Origin of the sequence: Elizabethkingia sp. YR214, from assembly GCF_003058195.1 — a bacterium.
Taxonomy (GTDB): Bacteria; Bacteroidota; Bacteroidia; order Flavobacteriales; family Weeksellaceae; genus Elizabethkingia.
Map to the genome: position 1 here is coordinate 44,296 of NZ_QBUH01000013.1, position 18,458 is coordinate 62,753.

The following is an 18,458-nucleotide window of genomic DNA, read 5'->3' on the forward strand; positions in this document are numbered from 1 at the left end:
CTTAATTCGGTAATGGAACAATCAGTGAATGAATCAATAGGTGAATGAGTGAATGGTCAATTTTGTAATTCTAACCTCTAATTTCTAACCTCTAAATTCTAATTTCGTACTTAGCATTATTCGTATTTCAGGTATTTTACCAGCTCTACTTTGGTAGCACGGTATGCCTTTATACTCACCACCAGGAATGTTAGTAACAACAGAATTACCAAGCTCAGAATATATGGCCACCATGGCATTTCTATACGATAAGCAAAGTCTTTCAGCCATTCGTTCATAAAGTAGTAGCTAATCGGAATACTAACTAAAACTGCTATCAGTGTTATCCAAAGAAATTTCTTAGTCAGATCTTTTATGAGTACAGTACCTGAAGCGCCTAATGTTTTTTTAATAGCCACATCCTTCAGTTTTTGTTCAATCATTAAAGACGACAGAGCAAAAAGCCCCAGTAGCGCTACTATTAAAACCAATGTATTTAGTATTGTAAAAAGTGTTTGTTGCTTTTGATATTTTACAAAGGTTTTCGCAAACTTTTTATTAATGAATTCACCATTAAACGGGTAGCCGGGTTCTATATGTTTTTCCCAATATGCTTTTACTCTTTCCTGAGCAGCTAACATATTATTCGGATCGAATTCTAAAATAACTCTATTCAGATTATAGCGCTTCCAGTCGGTATCTTTATAATGAAAAAATATTATAGGCTCAATTTCAGACCTAGGATTAAACACATTAAAGTCTTTAACTATTCCTACAATATTATACTTTATAGTATCGAAGCCCGGGGAAACCTGATTGTTAAATGCTTCATTATTTTTCCATCCGAATTTCCGTACAAATGCTTCATTAACGATTGCCGAATTAATAGTATCCGATGATAGCTTCGGAGAAAAGAATCTACCTGCAAGCAACTTTACTTTCATGGCTTCTAAAAATCCAAAATCCAAAGAGCAATGCTGTGCCTCAATCGACTCGTTATGCCAGTCTACATTGGAAGAATTACGTCCATTAAAGCCGGGCACTGCTTCACCAAAAGTCACACTTTTAACGCCTTCAATTTTTTTCAGTTCGAATTTTAGAAGCTCATATTTCATCCATGGCTTTTTAGAATCCTGATTAAAATTGATCGTATATAACTGAGAACCATCAAACCCCAAATCTTTGTTCATTATATAGGTAACCTGATCATTGATAATAAAGCTGCCAATAATGAAGAATGAGGAAATAACCAACTGTAATCCTAAAATTGAATTTCTGAGCCAAATACCATTTTTACTGCGTGCAAAATTTCCTTTTAGTGTATCTATGGCTTTAAAGTTAGACAGGTATAAAGCCGGAATAATCCCTGATATTAAAGAAATCGCAATAACAATAATTGCCGAATATAAATAAAAGCCATTTTGGAAATAAATTTCTTTGTTTATAAACTTACCAAAAAATGGTAATACAGCTTCTGTAAGCGCCAAAGAAAGCAAATAAGCAGCAAAGGTGATTATAAAGGTTTCCAACAGAAACTGACCAATCAACTGTAATTTGCTACTTCCCAAGGCTTTCCTTACTCCGACTTCTTTAGCCCTTTGTGATGCCTGTGCCGTTTTAAGATTAATAAAATTAATGGCAGACATTAGCAGTAACAAAACTGATAAGCTGAAAAGAATAAGAATAAGCTTATAATCCCCACCACCAAACCACGAAGCTTTGGCATGTAATTTCATTTTATCCAATCGGGTAAATTCTACATCATTAGGTCCGTAGAGTTCCAGATAATTCTCTGCACTCATACCTTTATCATGAGATACTTTCGCCCGATACTCAAAGATATCCTTTACTACCTTCTGGCGTACAGTTTCAGGTGAAGAATCATTTTTTAATAAAAGGAAACACCCGTAGCTATTATTTCCCCATCCGTCTCCCGGATCTTTCACAGAATTGGCATACTGCTTTGAAAGAAAGAGAAAATCAGGATTGATTTCCGTATTATCTTTCGGGAGTTCATAAACTGCCGTTACAACAAATGGATTATTTTCATAGGTCAAAGTTTTTCCAACAGCATTTGTCGTTCCAAAAAGCTTCTGACTAACAGTATTCGATATCGCTATAGAATTCGTTTCCAGCAAAGCATTTCCCCCGTTCCCGGATAAAATCTTAAAGGGAAATAGCTTAAAAAAAGATGGTGATACAGACATCCCCCCTTCAATGTATGCAGATTTATTATCTGAAGTTGCTATTCCTGCATATCCCGAACCATTAATCAGTACATAGTCTTCAATTTCAGGAATTACATCTTTCGCACGCTTAGCTACCAGATATGAAGTATTATTGCCATAGATATTATCTTTTTTATAATAACCCTGAAAAAAATAAATCTGTTCCTTTTTAGGATTCCAATTTTCAAAAGATTCTTCATCCTCCCAATGCATAAGAATAAGCATAAAACTGCTAAGTCCTATGGCCAAACCAAAAAGATTAATGACAGTGGAAAGCCAGTTCTTTTTATAGTTGGTAAAAGCTATTTTCAGCCAGTTACGAAGCATGATTTTATGGTTTATTAGTTGATAGGTAATTTGGTGAATAGATAAATGGTCAATGGTGAATTTTCTAACCTCTGACTTCTAAATTCTAGTTTCTAATTTCTAACTCAATATTATTCTCCGGTTACGGCATAATCTTCCGGCTTGGCCTTATCAAAAACGTCTGTTCTCTTTACAGCATGTTCTTCATTAAATATTTCACCATCTTTCATATTTACAATACGAGAAGAGAAGCTTGCATCGTAAGATGAGTGAGTCACCATTACAATAGTCGATCCCTCGCGGTGAAGTTCAGCTAAAAGATTCATCACCTCATTTCCGTTGGTACTATCCAGATTTCCTGTTGGCTCATCTGCAAGGATAAGTTTGGGTCTGGTAACCAGAGCTCTTGCTACAGCTACTCTTTGCTGTTGTCCTCCGGAAAGTTGCTGCGGATAGTGTTTTGCACGGTGTCTGATGTTTATTTTTTCCATAATCTCTTCTACTCTCTTTTTTCTTTCAGAAGAAGAAACTCCATTATAGATCAATGGTAATTCAATATTTTCGTAAACCGTTAGTTCATCAATCAGATTAAAGTTCTGGAAAATGAATCCTATATTTTGTTTTCTTACGTCTGATTTTTTTCTTTCGGATAAACGTGTTGTTTCCAGTTCATTGAACTGATAAGATCCTGATGTAGAGAAATCCAGCAATCCCAAAATATTTAGTAAAGTAGATTTTCCACATCCAGAAGGTCCCATAATTGCAAGGAACTCTCCTTTTTTTATGGTAAGGTCTACCTGATTAAGAGCTGTAGTCTGTACATCTTCTGTTCGGTATACTTTGGATAGTTTTTCTATTGTTATCATAATTACGATTAATATTTAAAATTATTAGTTCTAAAGTTCTAATTTAAAATCTGTGGTTAATACCGATTATAATGCTTCTACTTTGCCCCCTGAGCTTTTGCGCACATTCAGTCTGATACCAGATGGGCTTTTATAATAAATTTTTGCTCCGGAAGATGCAGCAGCTGTAAGCTCATCGGTTACTCCTATTTTGATTTTACCTGCGGATGAAGCCTGTGCTTTTACATTACCACTTCTAAGATCCGATCCGTTAAAGTCTGCGGAACTTGAAGCATCAACCCTTACCTCATTTGCCCTACCATTGATATTGATTGTTGCAGCACTCGAAATATCTGCATTCACAGACTGAGCATTTGCACTTCCCGTAAAAGTAGAGGCACTGCTAAGGTTCAGGTTCAGACGATCTGCTTTAATATTTTCATATTGTATTTTTCCGGCACTGGAAACATCCACATTGAGTGTAGAAGTACTGAACTGATCTTTTACTACAATTTTACCAGCGCTGCTCGCTTTAAGATCATTAAGGTTTTTTGCATAGACAACAACTGTTGTATTGGCATTTCTAAGACCGTTATTCCCTCTTGGAATTTCGTAATACACATTCAGAACCCCACCTCTGTTTTCAACTCGCAAAAATTCCATGTAATTACTTGTAGCTACTGCTTTTTCAACATCTGATTTTACAACTTCTACTTTTATAGCCATCGAAGTTTTTACTCCACTGAAGTTTTGTACATTAAAAGTCTTCGTTTCCGATACGGTACTTTCAACAGCTTGTTCTATATATGAAGAGCTTCTGCCGGTATAACCATCGTCACTTGCTTTTACAATAACACAGGATGTTACGATACTGCCTGCGATCACTAAGGGTAAAAGAATCTTTTTCATATTATTATTTTTTATTTAGTTTTAAATTTTATGGTATAATCCTGTAATGGATATCCTTCTGCAGATTCAAAATTTCCGCCCACCAGAATAAACTCATATTCTTTATTAGGTTTTAAATCTACCGGAATTTTTAATCCTTTATTATTATTGATGTATATAGATTTCCCACTAATGGGTACAGCATCACGTCCTAATTCTCCCCAATGTATGGATAAGCCTTTACCTGAAAGCGGTTGATCAAATTCTACAACAAGTTCTTTTATCGAGATATCTACATCATTTTTCCCATTAATATCAGGACCTAATGATTTTACTTTGGGCTGTTTTGCAACAAAATCGCTCATAACTTTATCCATATTCTGCCCTATATTCTGAAAAAAAGAAACTATGCGCGGATAGAAAGCTTCCAGATTAGGATATTGTTTTCTGCTAGCCTGATATTCCTCTAAAAGCTTTACTAAATCTGGTGTCCAGATAAAACTTCTGGAAATCTGCTCTTTCATTTCACTATTAATTTCAACTTGTGAAAAATAATTTTCCTTCATATAAACCAGGACAGCCGCTCTTACAATTGACTCATTAATGATGGTTTCCCATGAACTGTAAGCCTGATCTGCCATTGGTTTCTTTACTGCTTCATGGATTTTCTCACCTGCATTCTGTAATTGATTTTTATAATCTTTAGTCTCTAAAATATAATTTACAAAGGAATGGTTAAATTCATGAATTAAAGTAGGTGCGTAACTACTGGAAAAATTTACTTTTCTTCCATTAAATTTACCCCCACTAACAATAGCATATACTATATCTTTCCCCTTTTCCGGCGACACTCTTGGTCCATAGTTTCCACCACCGTTTCCATAACCTAATACTATTTTGTAATCCTCGTTGGGCTCTTTACCATAAAATTTTACGTACCAGTCCTGCTGAAACTTTGTTAAAATGGAATCCGAATATGCTTTAGCAGCCTGTTTATAATCGGTTTGATGAGATTGGAAGAAGTTATGATACTTACTGTTTTTGTAAAAACTGTTTAGTCCTTTTAAGAATACAGGAAGATCTACCGTTTTCCATCTTTTCTCAACCGTATTATTTCTTTCCTTTACCAGATTAATCTTTTGATCTTTTATTTTCAGATGTACCGCCATAGACATTACTGCATCGTAGCCTATACCGTTTTCGTTTCTTATATTTTTTAGGGTTGACAAAAACGGATCGTTTTTCACCGGAGCAAAATATTTTTCGATATCCTGAACATATAATTCATTATTTCGGTCAGAATATTCTCTGGCTTCTATAAGTCGGAATAAAGTACTCATTAACTCTACTCTTTCATCTACATAAGGTTGTATTCTCTGTTGACCAAAAACCTGAGTTCCGGCGAAAGCAGCAATTAAAAAATATTTGTTTATTTGAGTTTTCATGTTAGTTTTTGATATCTAGTATTTCATATTTTTTGTAATCGGAGTAATCCGACACAATTACTTGCTCTCCTTCTTTTAGTCCGGATAAAACTTCATAATACAATGGATTTTCTCTTCCCAGACTGATGTTCTTACGGACTGCTTTTCCTTTCTCCGCAACAAAGATCCACTTTCCGTTGGTATCTTTAAAGAAGTTTCCTTTAGGAATCATAAGACTTTGCGTATCAGCAGAAAGTTTAAGCTTCACTCCAAAGGTCATTCCTATTTTCAGATCATCCGGTTTGTTATTATCCGCAAAATTAAGTTCCGCCAAAAACTGTCCCTGTACTACTTCCGGCAATACTTTGGATACAATAACATTGTATTCCTTACCATTGCTTTCCAAGGTTCCTTTAATTCCTGCATGCAGTTTATTGATATAGTACTCGTCGATTTTAGCAACCAGCTTGTAACCACCCATCAAATCTACCTTTCCAATACTTTGTCCGGTAGTAAGGCTTTGTCCCAATGAAATACTAAAAGAAGACAAGCGCCCTGTAGCCGGAGACATAATGAGGAAGTTATTCTTATTATTTCTCAGTACATCCAGGCTTTTTTCCATTTGTGCAATGGAGTTATTAACTGCAGCAATCTGCGAAGCCCTGGAATGTTTTTCATTCACAATACTCTGTTCTACTATTTGTTTTCTTTTTTGTTGGTAAGCCAGATTCTGACGTGCCATATCATAATCTGTTTTCTTACCTATTTCAGCATCGTATAGTCTTTTTTGCAGATTGTAGTTTTGCTGTGCTGTATTATAATCGTTCTGTGCCTGAAGTATCTCTTTATCTTGCGTAAATTCTTGATTTTTAAGCTCCAACAGGGTATTTCTCATCTGGCTGATCTGTTGCATAATTCCTGTTTCCTGACTCATAAAATTGAATTCAGTATTCGGATTATACACTCTTGCCAAAGGTTCTCCTTTTGTTACCATTTTTCCATCCTCTGCAAAGATTTCTTTTACAGCTCCACCTTCCATTACATTCACCAGAGAAGAGTTCAATGACTGTGTCTGTGCTGTAATCATCATCATATCTTCAAACTTCCCTTTAGTCACTTTATCCACCTGTAAATCTTCTGCTTTTACATTAAAAGTTTTTTTCTGACGAAAAAAATACCCCAGAAATAACCCCAGAATTACCACTCCGGCAAGTGCTAAAAGAATAATTTTGAGTTTAGATCTTTTTTTCTCTATTTTCGTATCCATTACAGCTATTTGATTTTCAATAATATACACGACAAATATGCCACAAAAAGAATTCGTCGGTAAAAGTCTGAAAATTAAACAGTAAAGATTTTAAGTCAAAATAAAAGTGTCCGAAATCGAACACTAAGTGTACAAAATTGAACACCCATGCGAAAGAAAACAGCCAAAATATTAATTGTTGACGATGATGAAGACATTCTTTTCTCTGCAAAAGTATGGCTGAAAAAATTTTTTACCGATGTAAAAACACTAAACAATCCAAAGAAAATTCTTCCTGCACTTACCGAAGAAGTCTTCGATGTTATACTTCTGGATATGAATTTCCGGAAAGGCTTCGAAAACGGACAGGATGGATTATACTGGATGAATGAGGTTAAAGAAGTATCTCCTGACATTCCTATTATATTAATGACGGCTTATGGAGAAGTAGAACTAGCAGTAGAAGCATTAAAATTAGGTGCTTCGGACTTCATTCTGAAACCCTGGAATAATGAGAAACTCTATGCTTCGGTTAATCTTGCGGTAGATGTTTCGCGTAAGAACAAAAAGCTGCATCAATGGGAAAGCATTCAGCAAACAGATCAGAATTATATTCTGGAAAGTAATTCGGGGGCAGTACAGCACATTCTTCATACTATAGACAAAATTGCACCTACCGATGCCAATGTTTTGTTATTGGGAGAGAATGGTACCGGAAAATATGTTCTGGCCGAACAGCTCCACAGAAAGTCCCCACGCAGCAAAGAACCTTTTGTACATATTGACCTGGGAAGTCTGCCCGAAGGTCTTTTTGAAGCAGAACTCTTTGGCTATAAAAAAGGCGCTTTTACAGATGCAATTGCTGACACTGCAGGGAAAATAGAAAATGCCCAAGGTGGTACTGTTTTTCTGGATGAAATCGGAAACTTACCGCTTCATCTCCAGGCTAAACTGCTTACCCTTATTCAGAATAAAAAATTATCCCGTATCGGAGAAACCAGAGAGCGGCAACTGGATGTTCGCTTTATTTTTGCAACCAATGAAAACCTTCAGCAGAAGGTAAGCGAATTTTTGTTCAGAAAGGATCTTTATTTCAGAATCAATACTGTGGAGATCACCATTCCGCCTTTACGGGAACGTTTGGAAGACATGCCATTGTTTGCACAATATTTCCTTGCGAAATACCAGTACAAATACCACAAAACCTTATCTCTTTCCGAAGAAGACATAAAAGAATTATGCAGCTACAGCTGGCCGGGTAATATCCGTGAGCTGGAACATGCTATGGAAAGAAGTGTTATCCTTTCCGATCACGGAATATTACAGCTTTCCTTACCCAAACCTATGGAAAATACATCACAAGGATTACCAGATGTACTGAATATTGAAGAAATGGAAGAAATCCTGATCAAGAAAGCCTTGAAAAAACATCAGGGTAATATATCTTCTGCAGCAGAAGATTTGGGACTTTCGCGTGCAGCATTATATCGCAGAATGGAAAAATTCGGAATCTGATGAAAACAAAATTTTATATTATTCAGATAGCTATTTTATTGCTAGGACTTGTTTTTGGTATATTGGCTTTTGATTGTTATGAGTCGGAAAAATGGATTACAGCACTACTTTTTCTTTTTCTTTCAGCTTTCATGATTATCTTGAATATCCGCAATGCCCAACAATCCGGAAAAGAAACAGAACAAATTCTGCAGGCAATCCATCATAAAGATTTTTCTTTATTTCCAGATAAAAAACAACATGATCCGCTAAAGCAAAAAGCTGTTAATCTTTACTATCAGGAGAAAGAAAAAAATACCGATTTATTGTCGTTCAAGGTTCTGTACGAAAACATCTTGAATCAGCTGGACATAGGTATAATGATACTAAAAGAGAATGCTAATGATTGGGAGGTATTCTACTCTAATCCTAAGTTTATTGAAATTCTGAAAGTTCCGAAATACAACAGATGGAGTTTATATGAGGAAAAGAGTCCGGAGTTTTTCAGTCTTATAAAAGATACTGGCTACAGAGAAAGTCAGGATTTTATGGAGGTTTCCATCAACCAGGCAGGATTTCAGACCTACTCTATACGAACAACCCGCCTGGAAACGCCACGCGAAGATTTTTGCATTATTTCTCTGGAATCTGTTCAGAAGATTATAGAACGAAAAGAAAAAATGGCGTGGAATAACCTGATGAAAGTTATTTCCCATGAATTACTGAATACCCTGACCCCTATCAATAGTCTGATACGGAATATGGAATACATCACCGATCAGGAAGAAATTTCCGGAGACGATCAGGAAGAAATAAAAGAGAGTCTCAAGATTGTGAATAACAAGTCCGAGCAACTACTCAACTTTATAAACAACTACCGACAGGTTGCAGAGCTTCCTAAGCCCAAACTTCAGAAAATATCCATTAGACCTGTTATAGAAAAAGTACTGAGACTAATGGAAAGCGAGTTTCAGAATAAGAACATAACACTTACAACCAGTATCAAAGATTATATGATAATGGCTGATGAAAAAATGCTGGAACGAAGTCTTATCAATCTTCTTACAAATGCCCTGCATGCCGTTGAGGATTTGGATAACGGAAAAATAAGAATATCCACCGACCAGCAGAATACCAGAACTGTTATTCAGGTAGAAGACAATGGTATTGGTATCAGTGAGCAGATATCGGATAAAATATTTCTGCCCTTCTTCACCACAAGAAACAGTGGTTCTGGTATTGGACTTACCCTAACCAAAAGCATTATGGAAGCCCATAATGGTTATATTAATTTCCGTAAACAACAACAGGGCAGTGTTTTCGAGCTTTGGTTTACCTAGCTATCCCATAAAAGAATAAACTTAAAAAATTCAAATGAAAAAAATAGTTTTAAACTTAGCGGTTAGTCTGGATGGCTTTATTGAAGGCCCCAATGGAGAAACTGACTGGTGTATTATGGATGATGACATGGGCTTTGAAGATTTTCTCCAAAGCATTGACACTATATTTTATGGCAGAGTAAGTTATGATGCCTGGGGTACCTATCAACCTAAATCAGATGCTGATATTTCAGAAAAAAACATATGGAACGAAATTCACTCAAAACAAAAGTTTGTCTTCTCTCATCAGGACAAGTCAGATGAAAATGCAAAATTTATTACCACCGATATAATTAATAAGGTTAACGAAATCAAGAAGCAGAATGGTAAAAATATATGGCTATACGGAGGAGCCAATCTTATAAAAACATTTATCAGCCTGGGGTTTATTGATCTTTATAAAATATCTTTACATCCTATTGTATTGGGAAATGGGAAGCCATTATTTGAAAATTTGAAAAGCAGGATTGGATTTAAATTATTAGACACCCGTATGTTTAAATCGGGAGTTATAGAACTTACTTATCAGCCTGAATAAACTTTTAGATACGGAACAACTATAAATAATTCAAAAAAAGTTATTTATTAATATAAACTTAATTTCATTCATTCTGTTTTCTAAAACAGAATGTTTTTATTATAAATATTTAGTTTTTATAGTTTTAACTATTATTAACCTTAAACTATTAAAACTTAAAATTAACTTAAAAATCTCGTAACATAGGTCTCTTACTTTTGCCGCTAAAAATAGAGACCATGAATAAGAATGTCAAAAGCCTTATGGCTCTGGTTCTTACGGGATGTATTACACAGGCCGCTTTTTCCCAAAAGACCAAAGACACAGTAAAAACCAAAGTCATTGACGAGGTTGTCGTAACAGCATTAGGTATCAAAAGAATGAATAAATCTTTGGGATATGCTGCTGAAAACAAAGATTCAAAAATATTTGAAGACACTCAAAACAACAACTGGGCAAATGCTTTGGAAGGAAAAGTAGCCGGTCTAAAAATTCAGACCGCAGGTGCAGGCCCCCTAGGAAGTGCCAGAATCACATTACGTGGTGAAAAGTCTTTTGACATGGATAGCAATAACGCTCTTATTGTTATCGACGGAGTTCCCATGGGAAACAATACAACAGGTACCGGTGCATCTGCTTATGGAGCCGGTGCTGGTGGAGATCTTCCGATTGATTATGGAAATGGCATCAACAGCATTAACCCCGACGACATTGCCTCTGTTACTATATTAAAAGGCGCATCGGCTGCTGCATTGTATGGCTCCAGAGCAGCAAACGGGGCTATTATGATTACGACCAAATCTGGTGCAGGAAGTAAAAAATTAAGAGTTTCATTTTCATCCGATACCAGTTTCGACACGGTTCTGAAGTGGCCGGACTATCAGTATGAATATGGACAGGGAACCTTGAATAAAGATAAAAGCGGAAAATTTTATTATTCATATGGAGCTTCTGAAGATGGCGTAAATACAGGAAGTACCAGTAGCGCATTCGGTCCTAAATTTAATGATCAATATTATTTTCAATACGATCCTAATGTTATTGGCCAGAGTCTTGAACGACAGCTTTGGAGACCCTATAAAAATAATATCAAGGGCTTCTGGCAAGCCGGAGAAACTTATTCCAATACACTTTCGTTAGAGAATTCGAATGACAAAACCAGTTTCAGAACTTCATTAGGATATGTAAAAAATAACTGGATGATGCCTAATACCGGCTTTGATCGCTTTAATTTTTCAACATCACTAACCCACCAGCTCAATGAGAAATTAAAAATTACAACTAAGGTTATGTACTCTAAAATGATGAGTGATAATCTTCCTGCAACCGGATATAATAATCAGTCTATTTCTTATTTTATGATTTTCCAGAATCCTAATGTGGATCTGGCGTGGTACCGCCCAATATGGAGACCAGGGAAAGAAGGCATAGATCAGATACATCCATTCAGTTCTTACATAGACAATCCCTACATGATTGCTTATGAAATGCTGAACAGTGCCAATAATAATCAGCTTAACGCTAATATAACTTTGAATTATAAGATCAATCGTAGTTTCGATGTCATGTTCCGTTCCGGACTTGAATGGCAAAATGATATCCGTACCCAACGCAGACCTTTTAGCAGCGCTAACTATCCACAAGGTTATTACAGAGAAGAACATATCACCAATCAGGAATACAATAATGATATTCTCTTCAGCTATAAAAACAATCAGAAAGATAGTAAAATAGGCATCAGTGCATCATTAGGAGGAAATATCAGGTATAATGAATACCGTTATGAAATGACACGCGCCACAGGATTGAGAAAACCGAATATATACACCCTTTCCAACGGACTTTCTTTGTTCAGCGCTATCCCTTCGCCTAAAGACAGACAGGAAAACAGTATTTATGGTTTAGTCTCCTTGAACTATGGAAAATATGTTTATTTGGATCTTACTGCCAGAAATGACTGGACCAGTACACTAAGAAAAGGAAACAACTCTTTCTTCTACCCTTCTGCCAGTACCAGCTTTATCCTTTCTGATATATTCGGTATAAAAAATACTTTCGATTTCTGGAAATTAAGACTGTCTGTAGCAGGGGTTGGAAATGGTACCAAACCTTACAGACTGGACAAATATTATAGTATAGGAGAAATATCAGGATCAGTAATAGCACCCAATACACTGAACAATACCAATCTTCTTCCTGAGAAAAATACCAACTACGAAGGAGGTATGGATTTCTCCATGTTCAAAAACAGATTAGGCATTAATTTCACATTCTATAAAAATATTACAAAAAACCAGATTGTTGAAATTCCAGCTCTTACTGAAAGTGGATTCAGATCACGCTTTATCAACTCAGGAAGTGTAGAAAACAAAGGTCTGGAAATTACGCTTAATGCTACCCCTATAAAAAAACCAAACTTTACATGGAACATTAATGCCAACTGGTCTGCTAACAGGAACAAGGTACTAAGTCTCCCTGCTGAATTTGAAGGAAATCCATATACAGTTGCTTCTGTAGGAGATGTTCTATTCTACCAGGTTCGCGTTGGAGGATCCCTTGGTGATATGTATGGTTACAAACTAAAACGTGCTCCGGATGGACAGGTAATTTATGATCCTACTACCGGATTACCTGCCAGACCTTCGGATATTGAATATGTAGGAAATGCATTCCCGGAATGGAGAGCCGGACTTCAGAACGAATTTAGAATTAAAAATTTCCGTATAAGCTTCTCGTTCGATGGTCAGTACAAAGGGATGGCATATTCCCAGTCTCATCACAAAATGACTGAGCAAGGGAAATTAGGACATACTTTATGGGGAAGAGAAAACCCGGACGGTATGGTTATTGGCGAAGGCGTAATACAAAATGCTAACGGCAGCTACTCTCCGAACACTAAAAAAGTTCTGTTAACCAATTATTATGGAGACTATTACCGCCGCGCCAATGTAGAAACCAATTCATTCGATACTTCTTTCATTAAGCTTAGAGATGCAAGAGTATCTTATACCTTCTCAGATGCCAGCATTGGAAAGCTAAAACTAAAAGAACTTACAGTTGCAGTATATGGTAAGAACCTATGGATGTGGACTAAATTCCCATTATTCGATCCGGAAGCTGCTACACTAAACAACAGCACCATTACTCCCGGAGCAGAGGTAGGACAATTACCTTCTGCCAGAACAATTGGTATGCAGCTTAATGTTAAATTCTAATTCTTTACTTCATGAAATCTTATTTTAAATTTATAATACCCCTAAGCCTTTCTCTGATCGCCGGTTCATGCAGCCGAAATTTTGAACAAATCAATACCGATGACAGCAGAATAAAAGATCCGACTTCCGGAAGTTTATTGAATCCGGTATTATACAACATGTCATCGTATGGCTACAACAGAGCCAATGATTTTACATTTGACCTGATGCAGGTTTCCGTTGACTTTCCAAACGAAGGCAATATTATAAGCCGGTATTATATGACCGACAAAACCGGGCAAGGTATGTGGAACACTTCTTATCTATGGTTGAAGCAGGTACGGGATATGATGGATATAGCCAGACAGGAAGGTGATAATAACAATCTGGCAATCGGAACAATTCTTAATGCATGGATCTATGCTAATCTTACAGACAGCTTTGGTGATATTCCTATGACACAGGCTTCCCAATTGGATACAGGTGTAAAACAGCCAGTATTCGACAGACAAAAAGATATCTACATCAGCCTGCTAGATCAGCTAAACCAAGCCAATAGTTTACTGGATGTAAAAAAGAAACTTGCCGAATCTGATATTCTGTATAAAGGCGAAGCTTCTGTAGATGGTATTATAAAATGGAAAAAATTTGCCAACAGTCTTTCTCTTCGATTGCTAACCAGAATTTCTGCTAAAAACGGAGAAATCAATGTTCATGAGAGAATCAGAAAAATAGTAAATGATCCGGTCAACTATCCTGTTTTCTCTTCTAATGCAGACAATGCCGCTCTTGACATTTCCGGTATAGCACCATTCCTCCCTCCTATTGCACGCCCTCAGGATTTTACAACAGCAAGGGCTGCCGGAGAATTCTTCGTCAATACTTTGTTGGACAATAAGGACCCAAGAATTCCTGTTTTCCTGACAAAAGCAAAGGATCTGAAAAATAAGGATATTGGATACAAAGGTGCTCCTGCAGGTTATCCTTTGGGTACTTATTTCGATTACCAACCTTCCCAGCTTAGCCAGAATTTAGCCAAAGCGCCTATGAGATTATTTATGATGACCTATTCCGAGGTACAGTTTATTATGGCTGAACTTTCTTATAAAGGCATTGTTACCGGAAACACAAAATCTTATTACGAAGCAGGCGTGAAAGCCAATCTGGAGCAATGGGGAACCGAAGTACCTGCCAGTTATTTCAGTAACCCAAAGGTAGCCTTTAATAATAGCTTCGAGCAGATTATGCTGCAAAAATATGTTGCCCTGTTTTTTATAGATCATCAACAATGGTTTGAACAACGCAGAACCGGGCTACCTAAACTTCCGAATAATGGCGGACTGCAAAATGAAGGCAAATTGCCTCAACGGTATATGTATACTACCCAATCCAGAGTACTAAATTCCGAGAATTATCAAAAAGCTGTACAACAGATGGGCGGAGACGATATCAACATCAAAGTATGGTGGAATAAGTAAAACTATAAATCATAAAATAAGATGAAAATTCAGTTATTATCAGCTATTTTACTTTGCGGAGTATTATCTGCACAGAACATTGCAAAAGGTTATGTTTTTGAAGACAAAAACAACAACGGGATAAAAGACACCGGTGAATCCGGAATTTCCAATATTGCGGTATCCAATGGCATTCAGGTTGTGTTGACGGACAGTAAAGGTGCATATCAGCTGCCTGCGGGTGAAGAAAATATATTTTTTGTTATCAAACCATCTGGCTATCATACTCCGTTAAATGGTAATAATACCCCAAAGTTTTACTACCATCACAACCCGAAAGGCGCTCCGGCACAGTTCAAATACAAAGGAATAGGCCCAACAGGAAATCTTCCGGGAGAAATTAATTTCCCGTTGGTAAAATCAGAAGACAAAAAAGACTTCAATATTATCGTATTCGGAGACCCGCAACCTTACACCCAAAAGCAAATTGAATATTTCAAAAGAGGAATTGTACAGGAAATCAAAAACCTGAAAGAAATCCAGAATTACACTTTTGGGATCAGCCTTGGCGATCTTGTCGGAGATGATCTAAGTCTTCAGCCACATTATGCTGATGCTGTAAAGGAAATTGGACTTCCATGGTACAATGTAATGGGAAATCACGATATGAACTACGACGCTACAACAGACGAACAATCCGATGTAACATTCAAAAAGAACTTTGGCCCAAACAATTATGCATTCAACTACGGGAATGTTCACTTTATTGTATTGGATGATATTCTTTATCCTGATCCTCGGGATGGAAAGGGATATTGGGGTGGACTTCGTTCGGAGCAGCTAAGCTTTATAGAAAATGATCTAAAACTGGTGGATAAAAACAAACTTGTGGTTATTTCCTTCCATATTCCTATGATCTATGATGAGGAAAATTTCCGAAATGCAGATCGCGAGAAGCTATTTAATCTTTTGAAGCCTTTTAAAAAATCATTCTTAATGTCTGCCCACACTCATATCCAACAGCAACTAACCTATGGAAAAGAGCAAGGTTGGAATCAAGAGCATAAATTATATGAATTTAATGCCGGAACTACCGCTGGTGATTGGTATTCCGGTACGGCAGACGAATTGGGTGTACCTGCATCTACAATGCGAGATGGAACTCCAAGAGGTTATGCCTTTATTCACTTTAGTGATACAGATTATAAAATCAAATACAAGGTTGCCGGAAAACCAAATGACTATCAGATTTCCATATTTGCACCAAAGGTTATCCCATATCCGGGGAAAACATTAGCACAGATTGTCGCTAACTTCTTTATGGGAGCTCCTAATGATAAGGTAGAATTCCAGATTGATAATAGCGATTGGAAACCCATGCGCTATCTTAAAGATTATGACCCTAAATATGTAACAGAAGTTCTGAAATGGGATATTAATCCACAATTACTGGAAGGCAGAAGACCTTCTAATCCGGAATTCTCTACCCATCTATGGAACGCTGAGTTTCCTAAAAAACTGGAAAAAGGACAGCATAAGATTAACATCCGTGCAACAGATCGTTTCGGACAGTCTTTTCAGGCAACTGAAACCTTCCGTGTAGAGGATGCGAGAATGATTCCTTAATCAATTTTAAACATTTTACTTTTACTTTATTTTGGACAGCACAGGCTCTTAGCCTGTGTTGTTATTTTTATAAAACGATTAAAAATTATGTTTTAAATTTAGACTTACAAAAATAACAACAATGGAAAATAATAACCGTTACGCAAAAGCAGAAATGTTGATCAGAAAACCTATTGCTGATGTTTATGAAGCTTTTATAAACCCTGAAATAACGACTAAGTTCTGGTTCACTAAAAGTTCCGGAAGGCTCGATGAAAACAAAAATATTACCTGGACATGGGAAATGTACAACGTTGATGTTGATGTAGAAGTAATGGAGCTTCAGCCTAATCAGAAAATATCAATACTATGGGGGAATTATGAAGAAAAGACTCCGGTTGTTTGGACCTTCTCTGAACATGGAGGTGATACTTTTGTTTCTGTAATCAACAGCAATTTTACAGGTGATGAAGACACCGTTATCTCGGCTGTCCGTGACTCTACAGAAGGCTTCACTTTAGTACTTGCCGGCCTGAAAGCTTATTTGGAACACGGAATTGAGCTAAATCTTGTAAAAGACAGATTTCCAAAATAATTCTTCAGGCCCTGTAGTTCAACGGATAGAATAGAAGTTTCCTAAACTTTAGATAGCAGTTCGATTCTGCTCGGGGCTACTTCTAGGGGCAAATCTAAAAAGAAAGATTTGTCCCTTTTTTTATTTTGTTGCAAACCCCTGTATTTAGAAAGTAAAAGACTCTATAATATTAGAAGTTTGGATTCTTTATTTTTTTAAGTACTATAAATTCAGATTAAATCATTTAGGAGAAATTACTAAAATAAGCGAATAATTATGATTACCCGTTCCATCTATATTGGCAATCCTGCTTATCTTAAACTCAAAGATGAGCAGATGTATATACTCTGTCTGGAAACTAAAAGGTAAAATTCCGTTAGAGGATTTGGGATTACTAATGTTGGATCATTTTCAGATTAAAATTTCACATAAATTGATTCAAAAAATGATGGAGAACAGTGTTGTAGCTGTAATAGTCATCACTTACCACATGGAATAGAGCTTCCGTTGTACGGCCAAACTGAACATTCGGATCAGGTTAAAGGCCAGTTAGAAGCACGTGAGCCACTAAAAAAAACAATTGTGAAAACAAACAGTAGAATGTAAGATTGAAAATCAGAAAGAAGTGCTGAGACGTTCGGAAAACTATTATGAACCTATGACAAATTATCAAAATAATATAAAAAGTGATGATTTTACTAATATGGAGGATATTGCAGCTCAGCATTACTGGAAATATATTATTGATATTGGTTTTTTACGGAAAAGATTTGGAGATTCTCCCAACCAATTTTTTAATTTTGGCTATTCGGTTTTGAGCATAAAAAAAATACCCAGTCTAAAATGAATAGGAATTAAAGAAAAATTTTAAGGTTAAGTGAGAAATCAATTTTTTAATGATATAGATTTATTGTTTATATGTGCTTATCGAACTACAATCCTAGTTTAGAATGTTTTTTTGTCTTTAAATCAAAATAAAATTCTAAAAACTTAAAATCAAATGGTATCGGTTGTTTTGTTTTTTTTTTAATTTTTATTGCCTGTAGGATGCAAGTAGCATCAGTTTTTTATAGTTTATTAGGGTTATGTTTATAAATTCGGATTAACTAAAATCAAAAAAATAAAATGAAAAAAGAACTAAAAACCATTTTTTCTGTAGCGTTATTATGTATTATTAGCAGTTGTAATAATGATGATTTGCAACCTAAAAACAAACTACAGACAGCAAATCAAAAATTCCAGAATGTTAATGCTACATATGTTGTAGATTACTTTAAAAGAAATTTAGAATCTGAAAATTTAGAAGTAATCGAACAATCTTA

Annotated in this window: 13 protein-coding genes, 1 tRNA gene and 1 pseudogene; 10 read left to right on the plus strand and 5 right to left on the minus strand. The window is 36.0% G+C overall.

The window, feature by feature from the left end; genetic code table 11:
• Window positions 1-116: 116 nt before the first annotated feature.
• The 5 genes from C8J95_RS18030 to C8J95_RS18050 all read right to left on the minus strand — a co-directional run bounded on the left by C8J95_RS18030 (window position 117) and on the right by C8J95_RS18050 (window position 6,937).
• Window positions 117-2,534 (minus strand): ABC transporter permease, encoded by a 2,418-nt coding sequence (locus C8J95_RS18030; RefSeq protein WP_107810087.1) that lies wholly within the window; start codon window positions 2,532-2,534, stop codon window positions 117-119.
• Between the two features lie 110 nt (window positions 2,535-2,644).
• The gene (locus C8J95_RS18035) at window positions 2,645-3,379 is read right to left on the minus strand and encodes an ABC transporter ATP-binding protein (RefSeq protein ID WP_107810088.1); all 735 of its coding nucleotides are present in this window, start codon (window positions 3,377-3,379) and stop codon (window positions 2,645-2,647) included.
• Window positions 3,380-3,445: 66 nt separating this feature from the next.
• On the minus strand, window positions 3,446-4,267 hold the full coding sequence (locus C8J95_RS18040; protein WP_107810089.1) for a head GIN domain-containing protein: 822 nt from the start codon (window positions 4,265-4,267) through the stop codon (window positions 3,446-3,448).
• An 11-nt stretch (window positions 4,268-4,278) separates the two neighbouring features.
• Entirely contained in the window at window positions 4,279-5,691 is a 1,413-nt protein-coding gene (locus C8J95_RS18045; protein WP_107810090.1) for a DUF4932 domain-containing protein, read from the minus strand.
• A 1-nt stretch (window position 5,692) separates the two neighbouring features.
• On the minus strand, window positions 5,693-6,937 hold the full coding sequence (locus tag C8J95_RS18050; RefSeq protein WP_107810091.1) for an efflux RND transporter periplasmic adaptor subunit: 1,245 nt from the start codon (window positions 6,935-6,937) through the stop codon (window positions 5,693-5,695).
• A gap of 147 nt (window positions 6,938-7,084) precedes the next feature.
• Between C8J95_RS18050 and C8J95_RS18055 the strand changes: the two genes are divergently transcribed.
• The 10 genes and pseudogenes from C8J95_RS18055 to C8J95_RS18100 form a co-directional block, all read left to right on the plus strand.
• Window positions 7,085-8,431 (plus strand): sigma-54 dependent transcriptional regulator, encoded by a 1,347-nt coding sequence (locus C8J95_RS18055; protein ID WP_107810092.1) that lies wholly within the window; start codon window positions 7,085-7,087, stop codon window positions 8,429-8,431.
• Window positions 8,431-9,750, plus strand: a complete 1,320-nt coding sequence (locus C8J95_RS18060; RefSeq protein ID WP_107810093.1) for a PAS domain-containing sensor histidine kinase — start codon at window positions 8,431-8,433, stop codon at window positions 9,748-9,750. The genes C8J95_RS18055 and C8J95_RS18060 overlap by 1 nt, the downstream gene beginning before the upstream one ends.
• A 34-nt stretch (window positions 9,751-9,784) precedes the next feature.
• Complete coding sequence (locus C8J95_RS18065) at window positions 9,785-10,327, plus strand: dihydrofolate reductase family protein (protein WP_107810094.1); 543 nt, start codon at window positions 9,785-9,787, stop codon at window positions 10,325-10,327.
• Between the two features lie 218 nt (window positions 10,328-10,545).
• A complete protein-coding gene (locus C8J95_RS18070) occupies window positions 10,546-13,521 on the plus strand; it encodes a SusC/RagA family TonB-linked outer membrane protein (RefSeq protein ID WP_107810095.1) in 2,976 nt (991 codons plus the stop codon).
• 11 nt (window positions 13,522-13,532) lie between these two features.
• Window positions 13,533-14,978: a SusD/RagB family nutrient-binding outer membrane lipoprotein gene (locus C8J95_RS18075; RefSeq protein ID WP_107810096.1), complete on the plus strand. Its 1,446-nt coding sequence runs from the start codon at window positions 13,533-13,535 to the stop codon at window positions 14,976-14,978.
• 21 nt (window positions 14,979-14,999) lie between these two features.
• Entirely contained in the window at window positions 15,000-16,583 is a 1,584-nt protein-coding gene (locus C8J95_RS18080; RefSeq protein ID WP_107810097.1) for a calcineurin-like phosphoesterase family protein, read from the plus strand.
• Between the two features lie 121 nt (window positions 16,584-16,704).
• A complete protein-coding gene (locus C8J95_RS18085) occupies window positions 16,705-17,157 on the plus strand; it encodes an SRPBCC family protein (protein ID WP_107810098.1) in 453 nt (150 codons plus the stop codon).
• A gap of 7 nt (window positions 17,158-17,164) precedes the next feature.
• Window positions 17,165-17,236: transfer RNA gene (locus C8J95_RS18090), tRNA-Arg, on the plus strand.
• A 176-nt stretch (window positions 17,237-17,412) separates the two neighbouring features.
• Window positions 17,413-17,953: pseudogene (gene cas1 / locus C8J95_RS19160) on the plus strand (type II CRISPR-associated endonuclease Cas1); the annotation flags it as partial.
• Window positions 17,954-18,261: 308 nt separating this feature from the next.
• Window positions 18,262-18,458, plus strand: a 197-nt coding sequence (locus C8J95_RS18100) for a hypothetical protein (RefSeq protein ID WP_146165483.1), incomplete at its 3' end; no start/stop codon positions are given.